11 protein-coding genes are annotated in these 15,697 nt (G+C 72.4%); 5 read left to right on the top strand and 6 right to left on the bottom strand.

Going from position 1 to position 15,697, the window contains the following annotated elements; all coding sequences use genetic code 11:
- Nucleotides 1-7 precede the first annotated feature (7 nt).
- Entirely contained in the window at nt 8-1,030 is a 1,023-nt protein-coding gene (fbaA, locus tag HT134_RS39770; RefSeq protein ID WP_175605674.1) for a class II fructose-bisphosphate aldolase, read from the bottom strand.
- 123 nt (nt 1,031-1,153) lie between these two features.
- Here fbaA and HT134_RS39765 point away from each other — a divergent pair, with 123 nt between their 5' ends.
- Both HT134_RS39765 and HT134_RS39760 read left to right on the top strand, forming a co-directional pair.
- On the top strand, nt 1,154-1,864 hold the full coding sequence (locus HT134_RS39765; RefSeq protein ID WP_312888776.1) for a DedA family protein: 711 nt from the start codon (nt 1,154-1,156) through the stop codon (nt 1,862-1,864).
- A 36-nt stretch (nt 1,865-1,900) separates the two neighbouring features.
- A complete protein-coding gene (locus HT134_RS39760) occupies nt 1,901-2,317 on the top strand; it encodes a hypothetical protein (protein ID WP_175605673.1) in 417 nt (138 codons plus the stop codon).
- A 22-nt stretch (nt 2,318-2,339) separates the two neighbouring features.
- Here the strand turns inward: HT134_RS39760 and pyrE are convergent, their stop codons facing one another.
- Nucleotides 2,340-2,873, bottom strand: a complete 534-nt coding sequence (gene pyrE, locus HT134_RS39755; protein ID WP_175605672.1) for an orotate phosphoribosyltransferase — start codon at nt 2,871-2,873, stop codon at nt 2,340-2,342.
- 182 nt (nt 2,874-3,055) lie between these two features.
- Here pyrE and HT134_RS47370 point away from each other — a divergent pair, with 182 nt between their 5' ends.
- Both HT134_RS47370 and HT134_RS39745 read left to right on the top strand, forming a co-directional pair.
- Nucleotides 3,056-6,337, top strand: coding sequence for a sigma-70 family RNA polymerase sigma factor (locus HT134_RS47370; RefSeq protein WP_175605671.1), 3,282 nt, complete (start codon nt 3,056-3,058; stop codon nt 6,335-6,337).
- Between the two features lie 187 nt (nt 6,338-6,524).
- Nucleotides 6,525-7,790, top strand: a complete 1,266-nt coding sequence (locus HT134_RS39745; RefSeq protein ID WP_175605670.1) for an NYN domain-containing protein — start codon at nt 6,525-6,527, stop codon at nt 7,788-7,790.
- A 10-nt stretch (nt 7,791-7,800) separates the two neighbouring features.
- Here HT134_RS39745 and HT134_RS39740 read toward each other — a convergent pair whose 3' ends face one another.
- The 3 genes from HT134_RS39740 to HT134_RS39730 form a co-directional block, all read right to left on the bottom strand.
- Nucleotides 7,801-8,955, bottom strand: coding sequence for a VLRF1 family aeRF1-type release factor (locus HT134_RS39740; RefSeq protein WP_175605669.1), 1,155 nt, complete (start codon nt 8,953-8,955; stop codon nt 7,801-7,803).
- A 127-nt stretch (nt 8,956-9,082) separates the two neighbouring features.
- Nucleotides 9,083-9,712 (bottom strand): response regulator, encoded by a 630-nt coding sequence (locus tag HT134_RS39735; protein ID WP_175605668.1) that lies wholly within the window; start codon nt 9,710-9,712, stop codon nt 9,083-9,085.
- Between the two features lie 3 nt (nt 9,713-9,715).
- Nucleotides 9,716-13,879 (bottom strand): HAMP domain-containing protein, encoded by a 4,164-nt coding sequence (locus tag HT134_RS39730; protein ID WP_175605667.1) that lies wholly within the window; start codon nt 13,877-13,879, stop codon nt 9,716-9,718.
- A 119-nt stretch (nt 13,880-13,998) separates the two neighbouring features.
- Between HT134_RS39730 and HT134_RS39725 the strand changes: the two genes are divergently transcribed.
- Nucleotides 13,999-15,543, top strand: coding sequence for a PP2C family protein-serine/threonine phosphatase (locus HT134_RS39725; RefSeq protein WP_246366396.1), 1,545 nt, complete (start codon nt 13,999-14,001; stop codon nt 15,541-15,543).
- 27 nt (nt 15,544-15,570) lie between these two features.
- Here HT134_RS39725 and HT134_RS47365 read toward each other — a convergent pair whose 3' ends face one another.
- Nucleotides 15,571-15,696, bottom strand: coding sequence for a BBE domain-containing protein (locus HT134_RS47365; protein ID WP_312888071.1), 126 nt, complete (start codon nt 15,694-15,696; stop codon nt 15,571-15,573).
- Nucleotide 15,697 lies beyond the last annotated feature (1 nt).

Here is a 15,697-nt window from a genome sequence, read left to right as displayed (position 1 = left end):
GACGTGGCTAGGAGATCTTCGTCCCAGCGCTCTTGAGGTGTTCGCACGCCTCCACCACGCGGGCGGCCATGCCGGCCTCGGCGGCCTTGCCGTACGAGCGCGGGTCGTAGGTCTTCTTGTTGCCGACGTCGCCGTCGACCTTGAGCACGCCGTCGTAGTTGCGGAACATGTGGTCGGCGATCGGCCGGGTGAAGGCGTACTGCGTGTCGGTGTCGATGTTCATCTTCACCACGCCGTACGAGATGGCCTCGTGGATCTCCTCCAGCGACGAGCCGGAGCCGCCGTGGAAGACCAGGTCGAACGGCTTGTCCTTGCCGTACTTGCCGCCCACCGCCTCCTGCAGCTCCTTCAGCACGCCCGGTCGCAGCTTGACGTGGCCCGGCTTGTAGACGCCGTGCACGTTGCCGAACGTGGCGGCCAGCAGGTAGCGGCCCCGCTCGCCCAGCCCGACCGCCTCGGCCGTGGCCAGCGCGTCGCCGGGCGTCGTGTACAGCTTCTCGTTGATCTCGCCGACGACGCCGTCCTCCTCACCGCCGACGACGCCGATCTCCATCTCCATGACGACCCTGGCCCGCGCGCACTTGTCCAGGAGCTCCTGCGCGATCTCCAGGTTCTCCTCCAGCGGCACGGCCGACCCGTCCCACATGTGCGACTGGAAGAGCGGGTCGAGGCCGCGCGAGACACGTTCGAGCGAGATGTCGATGAGCGGCCGCATGAAGCCGTCCAGCTTGTCCTTCGGGCAGTGGTCGGTGTGCAGGGCCACCGTCACGGGGTACTTCTCGGCCACCACCCGGGCGTACTCGGCGAGCGCCGTCGCGCCCGTCACCATGTCCTTCACCGTGGCGCCCGACAGGAACTCGGCGCCTCCCGTGGACACCTGCACGATGCCGTCGCTCTCGGCCTCGGCGAAACCGCGCAGCGCGGCGTTCAGCGTCTGCGAGGAGGTCACGTTGATGGCCGGGTAGGCGAAGCCGCCGGCCTTGGCCCGGTCCAGCATCTCCGCGTAGATCTCTGGAGTGGCTATCGGCATGATTCATCTCCCTGAGAAGTAAGGCTCGGCGTTGCCCAGTATTACCGTCCGCTACCCCGCGTGGTAGTGACAACGCCTCGCGCGTCACCCGTCGCGCCTCTGTGCTAAGGGTAGGCTCAGCCTGTGGACTCGCTCTTGAATCTCCTCGACCCGACGTGGTGGCTCACCATCCTCGGCGCCTTCGCGACGATCGGCGTTCTGGCCATCATCTTCGCCGAGACGGGTCTGCTGCTCGGCTTCTTCCTGCCGGGCGACTCGCTGCTGGTCGCGGCCGGGATCTTCAGCTCCGCGTCCGTGGCCGTCGGCATGGGGATCGAGCCGCTGTCCTTCCCGATGCTGCTGATCGGCACGCCGCTGTGCGCCATCGCGGGCGCCCAGCTCGGCCACTTCCTCGGGGCGCGGTTCGGGCGGAGGATGTTCGACAAGCCCGACTCGCGGCTGTTCAAGCGCGAGCACGTCGTACGGGCCGAGGAGTTCTTCGAGAAGTTCGGCCCGGCCAAGGCCGTGGTGCTGGCCCGGTTCGTGCCCATCGTCCGCACCTTCATGAACCCGGTCGCCGGCGTGCTGGAGATGCCCGCCAAGCGGTTCTTCGTCTGGAACGTCATCGGCGGCGTGGTGTGGGTCGAGGGCCTGCTGCTGCTCGGCCACTTCCTCGGCAACAAGGTCGACCCCAAGCAGATCGACAAGTACATCCTGCCGGGCGTCTTCCTCATCGTGCTGATCTCGCTGATCCCGATCATCTTCGAGGTGGTCAAGCGGCGCCGGAATCCCAAGGCCGCGCCGATGCCCACGGGCAAGCACCACCGCGTCCCCACGAGCACCGACGGCCCGTAGCCGGGACCGGCCTCTCCCGGGGGTACTCTCCGGTGTGTGGGACGCCACAGGTCAGATCCGATGGGCCTCGCCCGCCTCGCGGTCGCCGTTCTCGCGGTCGCCGGGGTCGCGACACTTCTCGTCATCGGCGGGCGCGCGCTGTTCCTGTCGCTCGACACCCCTGAGCGGGCCGAGCCGCAGCGCGCCACCGCCGAGCCGACGGCCGGCGCCCAGGTGCCGACCGTGCGCCTCGAATGCGTGGCCGACACCTGCCCCCTCGTCACGGTCCGGGTGCCGGGCGGCGACGTGCTGCAGTATCGCGACATGACCAGGGGCGAGGAGGTGCGCTACTTCCAGCCGGAGCTCGACGTCGTGCTCACGGACGCGGCCACGGTCCGGGTCACCGAGAACGGCAGGCCGCGCGCCCAGGGCAAGGCGGGCGAGCGCGAGGCGTTCACGGTCGAGGCGCCCTGACGCGACCCGGGCGCGGGGCGGCTCAGAGCCCCAGGTCGGCGAGCGTGTACGCGCTGCGGTACTCCAGCCCCTCCTCGGCCATGCGCGCGGCCGCGCCGCGGTCGACGATCGTGGCCACGGCCACCACCTCGGCGCCCGCCTCACGCAGAGCCTCCACGGCCGTCAGCGGCGACGCGCCGGTCGTCGAGGTGTCCTCGACCACGAGCACGCGTCGCCCCTTCACCTCCGGGCCCTCGATGCGCCGCTGGAGGCCGTGCGCCTTCTGCGCCTTGCGCACCACGAACGCGTCCAGCCGGCGTCCCCGCGCCGCCGCCGCGTGCAGCATCGCCCCGGCCACCGGGTCGGCGCCCAGGGTGAGCCCGCCCACGGCGTCGTACTCCAGGTCGGCGGTGAGGTCCAGCATCACCCTGCCCACGAGCGGCGCCGCCACGGCGTCGAGCGTGATGCGGCGCAGGTCCAGGTAGAAGTCGGCCTCCTTGCCGGAGGAGAGCACCACCTTGCCGTGGACCACGGCCTTGTTCTCGATCTCGGTCAGCAGGTCGTCGCGATCCGTCATGCGCCCAAGCTTAGGGGCCTGATCAGGACGCGTTCCCTCCGGTCCGCAGGTAAAGGCGCGCCGGGGGTTTGACCACGCCCATGGCTGCGGAATGACTCGGCGAGGCAACGAATCGTAATCGCGAGGTGACCATGTGTATTGCATCACCACAGAGCGATGCCGAACTCCTCGAAGCCGTCGAAGTGGGCGATGCCGCCGCCTATCGCCTGCTCCAGGAGCGCCACGCGCCCGCCGCACGCGCGCTGGCCCGCCACCTCGTCCGCGGGGAGGCGGAGGTCGAGGACGTGGTGGCGGAGGCGTTCACCAGGATCCTCGACCTGGTCGGACGGGGAGCCGGGCCGCGGGACGCCTTCCGCGCGTACCTGCTGACCGTGGTGCGGCGCACGGTGCACGACCGGGCGCGGGTCGAGAGCCGCCGGGTGACGCCGGACGACCCGTTCGACCCGGCCGCGCCGTTCGTGGACCCGGCGCTCGCGGGGCTGGAGAGGTCGATGCTCGCCCGCGCGTTCCTGTCGCTGCCCGAGCGGTGGCGGGCGGTGCTGTGGCACGTCGAGGTCGAACGCGCCGGGCCCGCCGAGGTGGCGCCCCTGTTGGGGCTGTCGCGGGGCGAGGTCCCCCCGCTGGCCTACCAGGCCCGTGAGGGGCTGAGACAGGCGTACGTCCGGCTGTACCTGTCCGCCTCGCCCGACCCGGCGTGCGTGCCGGTGCTGGGCAGGATGGCGGCGCACGTGCGGGGCGGGCTGTCGCGGCGCGACTCCAGGGCGGTGCGGGCGCACGCGCGGGGCTGCGCCCGCTGCCACGCGGTGCTGACCGAGCTGGCGGACATCGGCGCGGGGCTCCGGGTGGTGGTCGGGCCCCTGCTGGCCGGCCCGGCCTTCCCCGAGTACGCGGCGGACCCGTCGCGCGCGTCGGCGGGGGCCCCGGGGTCGGCGCTGCTTCGGGTCACGGTGACGGCCCGGCGCGCGGACGAGGAGGCCGCGTTCTGGGGGGTGGAGGGTGACGATCGGGACACGGACGAGGGGGCGGAAGCGGAGGAGGAGGACCTCGCCTTCTGGGAGTCCGTGGCCGACCGGGCGGGAGCGGAGCACCGGGCGGGCGGGGAGGGCCCGCAGGGCGCAGACGCTGAAGGAAACGGGGCCGGAGGGGGAGGAGCCGGAAGGGGAGGCGCCGGCGGCGGTGGGGCCGACGGAGGCCGTCCCGGGGCGGGAGGCGCTGAGGGCGGAGACGCTGGGGACGGAGGCGCTGAGGGCGGAGGCGCTGAGGGCGGAGGTGGTGAGGGGGAGGCCGGCGCTCGTGGGGCGCGCCGGAGCCCCCGCCTGGTCGGCTGGCTCCAGCGCGTGGCGGCGAGCCCGCGGGTGGCCGTGGCGGGCGGTGCGGCGGTGGCCGTCGCCGCGGCCACGACGTTCGCCGTCGCCTCCGGGAGCCGGACGGTCGAACGGATCGCCACCTCGCCCATGGCCCACCCGCTCGGGTCCGGGCGGTCGCCGCTGACCGTGGTGGAGCCGGACCCGATCTCACCGCCCGGCCCGGACCCCGGGGACCCGACCGGCGGCGACGAGGCCCGCCTGCGTGCCACGATCGAGCCGCTGGGGGCGCTGGTGCGGGGCCGGGCCGGCATCGTGGCGATCCGGGTGCGCAACTACGGCAGGGGGCCGAGCGCGGGCATGAAGGCCATGGTGGACCTGCCTCCGGGGATGACGATGATGCCCCCGGGCAGCCGCGGCCACGGGGCCGTGCTGGGTCCGGCGACCGCCCCGTCACGACCCGCTCCGCCGCGCGGCGCGGCCCCTCCCGAGGACGAGACCCCGGGCCGCCGCGGCGCCGCCCCCGGCGCCGGCGGCTCCTCGGGCGCCGCTCACTCCTCGGGGGGCGGCGGTTCCTCGGGCCGGGACGGTTCCTCGGGCCGCGACGGTTCCTCGGGCCCCGACGGCTCCTCGGGTCGTGATCGGCCGGAGGAGCACGGTGGCGCGCAGGGGCGGGAGACGTCACCGGATCTCGGCGGCCTGCTGGACCTCGGCACCGCTCCGAGTCTCGGCACCCCGCCGAGCCCTGGCACCCCGCCGAGTCTCGGCACCCCGCCGAGCCCGGACGCCGCGCCGGGCAGAGCGGGGGCGGCGGATGGGGGCACGTCCACGCGTCGTCACCGTCACGGCGCCGGTTCGCCGAGGTCGTCCGGCGGATCCGCCGATCCCCGCCGGTCGGGCGGCGCGGTCGCCAGGTGGACGTGCCGATCGGTGCCGGAGGGGGCGCGGTGCGTCCGAGGGCCGCTGGAAGCCGGTGACAGCACGGTGCTGTTCCTGCGCGTCCAGGTGGCCGCCGGCGCCGGGGACGGCGCGGCCCCCGCCGTACGGATCAGGGCCGGGCGGGTGCGGACGGCGGCCAGAGCCGCGACGGGGGTGCGGCCGTCCGGGGCGCCCGCGAGGTTCGCCACGGAGGGCAAGGTCGCGGTCATGGCGATCGGCAACTCCTTCCTGACCTGCCCCGGCGGCCAGACCGGCTGCGCCGCGGCGCGGCGGCGCGAGGGCGCCAGACGCGACAACGACCTGTGGTCGATGGTCCCGCTCGACGCCGACCGGACCGGCTCCACGGCTGCCTCCAGCGCCGCGCGCCTGCGGATGCCACGGGGCGGCCGGATCGTGTGGGCGGGGCTCTACTGGTCGGCCGGCGGGAGCGTCCCGGGGCCGATCAGCCTCAGGCCGCCGGGCCACCGGAGGTACGAGCCGGTGCGGCCGGACGAGGTGGAGGAGGCCAGGCTGCCGTCCGGCCCGGCCTACCAGGCGTTCGCCGACGTCACCGGCCTGGTCGCCGCCTCCAGGAGGGAGGGCGATTGGTGGGCGGCCGACGCGCCCATGCGGCCGGGGGTGTCCCGGCACGCGGGGTGGAGCCTCGTGGTCCTCGCGACCGACCCCGCCAGGCCGTACACCAGGACGGTCGTCCTGGACGGAGCCGTCGCGACCGGCGGCGGGAGCGCCCCGCTGCGCCTCCCGCTCGACGGCCTCGCACCCGTCCGGACGCCGGACGAGACGCTCGGCCGGACGCCGGGCGCGCCTTCCGGAGAGGCGCTCGGCCGGACGCCGGGCGCGCCTTCCGGAGAGGCGCTCGGCCGGACGCCCGGCGCGCCTTCCGGCGAGACGCCCGGCGTGGCGACGGAAAGCCGCCCACCCGGCGGGACGGCGGCGGGACGGACGCCGGCGCGGGTGCGGCTGGTGACGTGGGAGGGCGACGCCGAGCTGGACGGCGACGCGGTGTCGGCCGGCGGCGGCCCGCTGGTGCCGGCGGGCGGCGACCGCGACGCCGCCAACCCGTTCGACGGCTCCTCCGACGGGGCGCCGGGCATGACGTTCGGCGTGGACGTGGACACGTTCGAGACGGACCTCGGGGACGATCCCACCCTCACCATTACCAGCGAGAAAGATGCGATTTTGTTTGGAATTGCCGCTGTCAGCACCCGTACGCGCCAGTAACCATAAACCCGGACAAACTGGTACGGTCTTCATGAATCATCTGGCGTATGCCCGGCCCGGTGGCGAATCGTCGGGATTAACCCTCGGACGATCACCCGCTTTCACTACCCTGAGAAAGGGCCGCCAGTCCGGCTCTGACGGTGCAGAGCCAGTGAGGTCGGACCATCAGGAAAGGGGCGGTGTCACAGTGGATCGCTGCGCGCTGTTCGTGGACGCCGGCTACCTGCTGGCCGACGGCGCGATGGCCGTGCATGGGACCCGTCATCGCGAGGCGGTCGCGTGGGACTACCCGGGTCTGCTCCAGCTCATGAGCAACCTCGCGCGGGAGCGCACCGGGCTGCCGCTGCTGCGCTGCTACTGGTACGAGGCGACGGTCGAGGGCCGCCGCACCCCGGAGCACGACGTCCTCGCCGACATCCCGGGCCTCAAGCTCCGCCTGTCGCGCATCCGGCCGGGCCGGCGCGAGGGCGTGGACGCCCAGGTCCACCGCGACCTCATGACGCTCGCCCGCAACAACGCCATCTGCGACGCGGTGGTCGTCAGCGGCGACGAGGACCTCGCGCAGGTCGTCTGCGACGCGCAGGACCTCGGCATCCGGGTGACCGTGGTGCACATCGCCACCGAGGGCGCCTGGGCCGTCTCGCGCGCCCTGCGCCAGGAGGGCGACGACCTCATCGAGCTGGGCAGCGTCCACCTGCGGCCGTTCGTCAACCTGGTGACCGGCATCAGCGAGGTCGCCAACGGGCACCACCCGCTCTCCAACGGCCACGCCGCCGCGCACGCCGCGACCCACTCGCTGCCGCCCGCGCCGCCGCCGTCCTCGTCCCTGCCCACGCCGCTGCCCGCGCCCAAGCCGAGCGGCAGCCACGCCGCCCCGCCGACGACCCCGTCCCCGGCGCTTCCCGCCACACCCGCGGCGCAGCCCGAGGCGCAGCCGTCGTCCGGCCGCGGCCAGTCCTCGACGCCGTCGCCGTCGCCCACGTACTACCACCAGGAGCCGGCCGGCCAGGCCCCGGCGACCGGGCCCATCCAGCAGCCGGCGTCGCAGCAGTCGCCGTCCACCGGGCAGTTCGCCGCGCAGCCGGCCAACGGCGCCTACCAGCAGCCGTCGCAGCCCGCGCAGCCGTCGAACGGGTCCTACCAGCCGTTCGGCGCCTTCACCGGCCCGCAGGCGACGCCGCCGTCGCCCCCCTCGACCTCGCAGGCCACCACGCTGGCCGACGCGGTGAAGGCCGCGCACCGCGAAGGCCACGACTTCGGCGAGTCGGTCGCCCGTGACGCGCCCGCGTTGTGGCTGGAGGCCGTGCTGGCGCGCAAGCCCCGCATGCCGTCGGATCTGGAGGCCAGGCTGCTGCAGGGCTCGTCCCTGCCGATCGACTTCCTGCTGCACGACGAGGTGCGCCACGCCCTGCGCCGCGGCTTCTGGGACGCCCTCGAACGCGCCCGCCACTGAGGAACGGGTCCTACCAGCGCAGCAGCGCGCCCACCCCGCCGTACGGCGCCAGGGCGCCCGCCGCGTGGGGATGGATGATCGTCACCTCGGCCCGGCTCTCCAGCGCCCGTTCGATCATGCGCTCCCCGAGGTCGGGCTCGTCCGTGGTGACCATGCCCCGCGGCACCTGGTCGGCGGGGTAGAGGAACCCGTCCGGCCCCCGGCCGCCGTGCCAGTGCCCGTTCTCGTCGAGGAGCAGGCGGCCCACCCGTCCCTCGTTGAGCACGGCGAGCGTCTGGGGCGCCCCGAGCACGGCCCGCCCGCCGGACAGCGTCGTGTCCACGACCCGCTGGACCAGCTCCGCGTCCCGGCGGACGCGCACCGTGACCAGCTCCTCGACGATCCGGTTGACCACGTCGGCGGCCGGCTCGTCCGGCACGACCTTGTCCACCCGCACCGGGTCGAGGGGGCGCAGCGCGTTCCCCAGCGCCGAGGTGAGCCGCGGCTCGCCGACCAGCAGCACGTCCTGCCAGCCCAGGGAGCCGACCCGGCCGGTGATCTCGGGGGCGATCGCGTACAGGTGGCGCACCAGGTTCTCCTCGGCGCGCCGCCGGAACAGGTCGCGGTGGACCGACGAGCGCTGGTCCGTGCCGGCCTGCGCGGGTCCGCGCATCTCCCGCCAGTCGTCGGAGTCCAGCGCGTACGCGGACCGGTAGACGTCCTCGGCCTTGCCGTACCGGTAGTCGACGATCCGGACGCCGTCCCGGCGGACGACGACCACGCCGGCGGGGGCGCCGGTGGCCATCGCGGTGAGCATGGGGCGCACGTACGCGGTGGACTCCAGCACCGCGCACGTCACGAAGGGGATCTGGAGCGACGTCCGCTGGATCTCGTCCGAGCAGACCGGGGCGAACAGCGCCCGCCCGATCCCCGGCTCGGAAGGGTCGACCAGCCTGTCGATCTCGGGTTCGAGGGCGTCCAGGTGCTCCAGCACGGTGGAGCGCCGGATCCGTTCCGGCCAGGCCGACACCTGGGCGCGCACGGCGGCGAGCTCGTCGCGGAGCCGGATCTCCCAGGCGGGCCGGATCCCCGGGTCCACCCGCGGTCCCGCGGTGACGTACAGCGACACGACGCCCATCTCGTCCTTCATGGCGACGAGCTCGCGGAGGAAGCCATCATCATGCATCAGATCGGTTCTCCTCTGCATCGGATCCTTCCGACTGTAGAGAACCAAAATGGTGATAAATCGATACGTTGGGGGATATTGTCCCCGGTTTTACGTCAAAGGCCGCGATTTGCCCATTTCCGGCGGGTCATGACAGCGCGTCGAACCCGGCCCGCAGGGCGGTCACCCGCTCCGCCAGGTCGCCCAGCGGGGCGGACAGCGCCGGGTCGGGCGACTTGCGCGCCAGCTCCCGGACCCGCGCCAGCTCCTCCTCCACCGCGGTCAGCCGCCGCGACAGCTCCGGCAGCACCGACGCCGGCTCGCTGAAGCCCGGCGGCAGCTCGCCCACCACCCGCTCGCGCAGCAACGCCGACTGCTCGGCCAGCCGCTTGTTCATGTTGTACAGCTCGATGAACACCGACACCTTGGCCCGCAGCACCCACGGGTCGAACGGCTTGGTGAGGTAGTCCACGGCCCCCGCCGCGTAGCCCCGGAAGGCGTAGTCGGGGGCGCTGTCGACCACGGTCAGGAAGATGATCGGGATGTTGCGCGTGCGCTCGCGCCGCTTGATGTGCGCGGCCGTCTCGAAGCCGTCCATGCCCGGCATGCGCACGTCGAGCAGGATGAGCGCGAACTCGGTGTTGAGCAGGGCCTTGAGCGCCTCCTCGCCCGACCGGGCGCGCACCGGCACCAGGTCGAGCGAGCTCAGGATGGCCTCAAGGGCGATCAGGTTCTCCTCGCGGTCGTCGACCAGGAGGATCTTGGCTCGATCCGTCATGGATCACGCCCCTTCGGCTGGGTCCGTGGTGGTCGACACCCGCCCACGGCTGAGCCAACCGCGCAGCCGTTCGAGCAGACGGTCCACGTCGACCGGCTTGGGCACGTAGTCCGACGCGCCCGAGGCGATGCTCTTCTCACGATCGCCCCGCATGACCTTAGCGGTCAACGCGATGATCGGCAGATCGGCGAACTGCGGCATGCGGCGGATGGCCGACGTCGTGGCCCAGCCGTCCATCTCGGGCATCATGATGTCCATCAGGACCAGCGCGACGTCCTCGTTGCGTTCGAGCTGCTCGATGCCCTCCCGGCCGTTCTCGGCGTAGACCACCGTCGAGCCGTGCCGCTCCAGCACGCTGGTGAGCGCGAACACGTTGCGGATGTCGTCGTCCACGATGAGGATCTTGGCGCCGTTGAGCGGGTCGTCGCCCTGCCACTGCGGCGCCTCCGTCGGCGTCTCGACCAGCTCGGGCAGGTCCATCGGCACCGGCGGCTCCGGCGCGGCAGGCTCCTCGACCGGGGTGGTGGTCATGAGCTGGCGGCGGCCGGCGTCGCCCTCGGCGGCGGCCAGCGGCCCGCTGTAGGAGGCCGGCAGGTACAGCGTGAACGTGCTGCCCTTGCCCAGCTCGCTGTCCACGTGGATCTCGCCGCCCAGCAGCCGGGCGATGTCGCGGCAGATCGCCAGGCCGAGCCCCGTGCCGCCGTACTTGCGGCTGGTCGTGCCGTCGGCCTGCCGGAACGCCTCGAAGATCAGCTCCCGCTTGTCCGGCGCGATGCCGATGCCGGTGTCGATCACCTGGAACGCGAGCAGGTCGGTCGCCTCGTGCAGCGTCTCGTCGTCGTAGGCGACCCCGGGCGGCGCGGGCGCGACCCGCAGCTTGACCTCGCCCCGCGGGGTGAACTTCACCGCGTTGGACAGCAGGTTGCGCAGCACCTGCTGGAGGCGCTGCTCGTCGGCCCGCAGCTCCTGCGGCACGTCGGCGGCCACGTCCACGCTGAACGACAGCCCCTTGTCGGCGGCCAGCGGCGCGAACGCCGCCTCCAGCAGGTCCACCATCTTCGGCAGCGACACCTGGATCGGGTGGATGTCCATGCGGCCCGCCTCGACCTTGGACAGGTCGAGCATGTCGTTGATGAGCTGGAGCAGCGCCGAGCCGGCCCCGTGGATCGTGCGGGCGAACTCGACCTGCTGCGGCGTCAGGTTGCCCTCGGCGTTCTCGGTCAGCAGCTTGGCCAGCACCAGCAGGCTGTTGAGCGGCGTGCGCAGCTCGTGCGACATGTTCGCGAGGAACTCGGACTTGTAGCGCGAGGACACGGCCAGCTGCTCGGCCCGCTCCTCCAGCGTGCGGCGGGCCTGCTCGATCTGGAAGTTCTGGATCTCGATCGCGCGGTTCTGCTTGGCCAGCAGCGCCGCCTTGTCCTCCAGCTCGGCGTTGGAGCGGCGCAGCTCCTCCTGCTGCCGCTGCAGCTCGTCGGAGCGCTCCTGGAGCTCGCGGGTGAGCCGCTGCGACTCGGTCAGCAGGTCCTCGGTGCGGGAGTTGGCGATGATCGTGTTCATCGTGACGCCGATGGTCTCGACGAGCTGCGTCAGGAAGTCGAGGTGGACCTCGCCGAACGGCGTGAACGAGGCCAGCTCCAGCACGCCCAGCACGCGGTTCTCGAACAGGATCGGCAGCACCACGATCTGCGCCGGCGTCGAGGAGCTGAGCCCGCTGTCGATGGTGATGTAGCCGGGCGGCACGTCGTCGAGCACGATGTGCCGGCCCTCGGCCGCCGCCTGGCCGACGATGCCCTCGCCGACCGCGAAGCGCTGGCGCGGCCCCCGGTCGGGACGCACGCCGTAGCCGCCGATCAGCAGCAGCTCGTGGTCACCCTCGGGATCGACGCTGTAGAAGGCGCCGTAGCGGGCCGAGACCAGCGGCGTCAGCTCGCTCATCGTCAGCTTGGCCACCTCGAACAGGTCGCGGTGGCCCTGCATGAGCCGCGAGATGCGGGCGAGGTTGGACTTGAGCCAGTCCTGCTCCTGGTTGGCCTGCGTGGTCTCGCGCAGGTTGGCCACCATGGAGTTGATGTTGTCCTTGAGCTCGGCCAGCTCGCCCTGGGCCTCGACGGCGATCGAGCGGGTCAGGTCGCCCCGGGCCACGGCGCTGGTCACGGTCGCGATGGCGCGCACCTGCGTGGTGAGGTTGCCGGCCAGCTCGTTGACGCTCTCGGTGAGGCGCTTCCAGGTGCCCTCGACGCCCTCGACCCGGGCCTGACCGCCGAGCTGGCCCTCCGAGCCCACCTCGCGGGCCACGCGGGTCACCTCGGAGGCGAAGGAGGAGAGCTGGTCCACCATGCGGTTGATGGTGGTCTTCAGGGCGAGGATCTCGCCCTGCGCGTCCACGTCGATCTTGCGGGTGAGGTCGCCGTTGGCGACCGCGGTGGTCACCTCGGCGATGTTGCGCACCTGGTACGTCAGGTTGTTGGCCATGAAGTTGACGTTGTCGGTGAGGTCCTTCCAGACGCCCGACACGCCCTGCACCCGCGCCTGGCCGCCGAGCTGCCCCTGGGTGCCCACCTCGCGGGCCACGCGGGTCACCTCGTCGGCGAACGACGAGAGCTGGTCGACCATGGTGTTGAGGGTGTCCTTGAGCTGGAGGATCTCGCCCTGCGCGTCAACGGTGATCTTCTTCGACAGGTTGCCCTGGGCCACGGCCGACGACACGGCCGCGATCTGGCGCACCTGCGAGGTCAGGTTGTTGGCCATCGAGTTGACGTTGTCGGTGAGGTCCTTCCAGACGCCCGACACGCCGCGCACCTGGGCCTGGCCGCCGAGCTGGCCCTCGGTGCCGACCTCGCGGGCCACGCGGGTCACCTCGGAGGCGAACGAGGAGAGCTGGTCCACCATCGTGTTCATCGTGGACTTGAGCTCCAGGATCTCGCCCTGGGCGTCCACGTCGATCTTGCGGGTGAGGTCGCCGTTGGCGACCGCGGTGGTCACCTGGGCGATGTTGCGCACCTGGTACGTCAGGTTGGCGGCCATCGAGTTGACGTTGTCGGTGAGGTCCTTCCAGACGCCGGAGACGCCCTTGACCTCGGCCCGGCCGCCCAGCTTGCCCTCGGTGCCCACCTCGCGGGCGACCCGGGTGACCTCGTCGGCGAACGACGAGAGCTGGTCGACCATGGTGTTGAGGGTGTCCTTGAGCTGGAGGATCTCGCCCTGTGCGTCGACGGTGATCTTCTTCGACAGGTTGCCCTGGGCCACCGCGGTCGCCACGGTGGCGATGCTGCGCACCTGGCTGGTGAGGTTGTTGGCCATGAAGTTGACGTTGTCGGTGAGGTCCTTCCAGACGCCCGACACGCCCGTCACCTGCGCCTGGCCGCCGAGCTGGCCCTCGGTGCCGACCTCGCGGGCCACGCGGGTCACCTCCTCGGCGAACGCGGAGAGCTGGTCGACCATGGTGTTGACGGTGTTCTTCAACTCGAACATCTCGCCCACGGCGTCGACGGTCACCTTGCGGCTCAGGTCGCCCTTGGCCACGGCGGTGGTCACCACGGCGATGTCGCGCACCTGCGCGGCCACCCGCGACGACATCGTGTTCACGGCCTCGGTCAGGTCGCGCCAGCTCCCGGACATGCCGCGCAGGTTGGCGCTGCCGCCCAGCCGGCCCTCCGTGCCCGCCTCGCGGGCCACCCTGGTCACCTCGGAGTTGAACAGGGCGAGCTGGTCCACCATGCCGTTGATCGCCTTGCCCAGGCGGCGCACCTCGCCGCGGGCCGACCGGTCGAGGTCGATGCGCCGCGACAGGTCGCCCTTGGCCACGGCGTCGATCACGTCGGCCGCGCCGCTCACCGGGCTCACCAGGGCGTCGATCAGCATGTTGACCGACTCGACGCCCTCGGACCAGGCGCCGACGCCGGGGCCGGGCGTCAGCCGCTCGCCGAACCGGCCCTCCTTGACGACCTCCTTGCGTACCCGGTTGAGCTCGTTGGCCAGATGCTCACGGCGGTCGGCGACCTCGTTGAGGAGCAGCCGGACCTCGCTCAGGATGCCCGGCTTGGCGTGGGGCACCCGACGCCGGAAGTCGCCGTCGCGCCAGGAGAAGAGCGTCTCCAGGATGGGGACGAGATCGGCCTCGCTGTAGACCTTCTCCTCGGATACGGGTGCGGTCCTGACCGTGGTCATAGGCCCTCCTTGACGCGCGGGGTGCCGCTTGAGTGGTTCAAGTCTGTCACGTTGTGTAGCTCGTAGTCCTGTCCTTGGATTTACCCCAAGTCAGTGGGAAGTGTGGTAGGCACGATGGGATGACTGCTTCTCCTCAGGCGGTGCTCGCCGCCACGTTCGCGCCCGGAGAGACCGCTGTGCCGGCCGCGATGCGGTTCACGCGTGAGGTGATGACCGCCTGGGCGGTCGGCGGGCTGTTGCAGCACACCGCCGAGCAGGTCACGGGTGATCTGGCGGAGCAGGTCGTCGACGAGCCGTTCGAGGTGGTGTGGAAGCACCACGGCGACGCCGTCCAGGTGGAGCTGAAGCAGCGCAACGCCCCTCAGGGCGATCCGAAGGCCCCCTCTGTGACGGTGGCGGAATGGGGGATCACCTTCTCTCGCGACGGGCACGTCCACTGGGCACGACTCACGCTACCCGGCTCCACGGAAACAGTCGTACCCGATCGGCCGGTCGAGAGCTCGCGCGGCCCGCACTGGCTGGGGTTCCTGGCCGACGCCAGCGACCTGCTCGCGGGCACCCTCAACCCCGACATGGTGCCGGCCATCATCGCCCAGGTCGTGGTGCCCAGGCTGTCGAGCTGGTGCGCCGTCTACACCTCCGACAACGCCGACGGGCCCATGCGCCTGGTCTACGTCTGGCACGCCGACGAGGCCCGCATCGACGGGCTGCGCCAGGAGCTGGAGGACATCGACGTGGAGGCGGTCGAGGAGCAGCCGTCCCTCATGCACGTGGCCGACTCCCAGGTGCTCACGGTCCCGCTGACCGCGCGCGGGCGCGGCCTCGGCGTGATGTTCCTGGGCCGCTCCGACCGGTTCCCCGACGAGGTCATCCAGCTCGCCGAGGACATCGGCAGGCGCGCCGCCCTCGCCATGGACAACGCCCGCCTGTACGCGCAGCAGGCCGCCGCCAACCGGGCGCTGCAGCGCAGCCTGCTGCCGCCCAACGAGCCCGAGGTGCCCGGCCTGGACTACGGCGTCATCTACGAGGCGGCCGGTGAGGTCAACGAGGTCGGCGGCGACTTCTACGACCTGTTCAAGGCCGGCGACGACTCCTGGCGCTTCGCGATCGGCGACGTGTGCGGCACCGGCCCGGAGGCGGCGGCCGTGACCGGCCTGGCCCGCCACACGTTGCGGCTGCTCGCCCGCGAGGGGTACGGCGTGGCCGCGGTGCTGGGCCGGCTCAACCAGGCGATCCTGGAGGAGGGCGAGCGGGCGAGGTTCCTGACCCTGCTGCACGGCGACATCACGCCGGTGGCGACGGGCCTGGAGATCAGGATGGTGTCCGCCGGCCACCCCGAGGCGCTGCGGCTCAAGGCGAACGGCGAGGTGGAGACGGTGACCACCCCGCAGTCGCTGCTGGGAGTCTTCTCCGAGGTGGTGTTCGAGGCCGACACCGTGCACCTCGACCACGGCGACGTGCTGCTCGCGGTCACCGACGGCGTGACCGAGCGCCGCTCGGGCGCCCGGTTGCTCGACGACGACGGCGGCCTGGCCAAGCTGCTGGCCGAGTGCGCCGGGCTGTCGGCGCGGGCGGTGGCGGAGCGCATCCGCCGGGGCGTCGCCGACTTCGCCAGCGAGCCCAGCGCCGACGACCTCGCGATCGTGGTCCTGCGCGCCCGCTGACGCCCTGCCCGCGTCCCGAAGAGCGATCTATCCGAGCACCGGGTAGTTCGCGCGGAACACGTTGTGCGGGTCGCGGGCCCGCTTGATCTCCCGCAGCCGCGCGAGCGTGCCGGCGGAGAAGGACTTCGCCGCCGTCTCGCCGGGGGACAGCACG

The sequence above is a fragment of the Nonomuraea rhodomycinica genome (assembly GCF_013363995.1).
In the GTDB taxonomy this organism is placed as follows: domain Bacteria; phylum Actinomycetota; class Actinomycetes; order Streptosporangiales; family Streptosporangiaceae; genus Nonomuraea; species Nonomuraea rhodomycinica.
The sequence above is the reverse complement of the archived record's forward strand: the minus strand, read 5'-3'. Positions and strand labels throughout refer to the sequence as shown.

What these genes read in the sequence shown, in the direction of transcription:
- fbaA (WP_175605674.1), bottom strand. Translation starts at nt 1,030, where the DNA reads ATGCCGATAGCCACTCCAGAGATCTACGCGGAGATGCTGGACCGGGCC.
- pyrE (WP_175605672.1), bottom strand. Translation starts at nt 2,873, where the DNA reads ATGACGGATCGCGACGACCTGCTGACCGAGATCGAGAACAAGGCCGTG.
- HT134_RS39740 (WP_175605669.1), bottom strand. Translation starts at nt 8,955, where the DNA reads ATGCATGATGATGGCTTCCTCCGCGAGCTCGTCGCCATGAAGGACGAG.
- HT134_RS39735 (WP_175605668.1), bottom strand. Translation starts at nt 9,712, where the DNA reads ATGACGGATCGAGCCAAGATCCTCCTGGTCGACGACCGCGAGGAGAAC.
- HT134_RS39730 (WP_175605667.1), bottom strand. Translation starts at nt 13,879, where the DNA reads ATGACCACGGTCAGGACCGCACCCGTATCCGAGGAGAAGGTCTACAGC.
- HT134_RS39725 (WP_246366396.1), top strand. Translation starts at nt 13,999, where the DNA reads ATGACTGCTTCTCCTCAGGCGGTGCTCGCCGCCACGTTCGCGCCCGGA.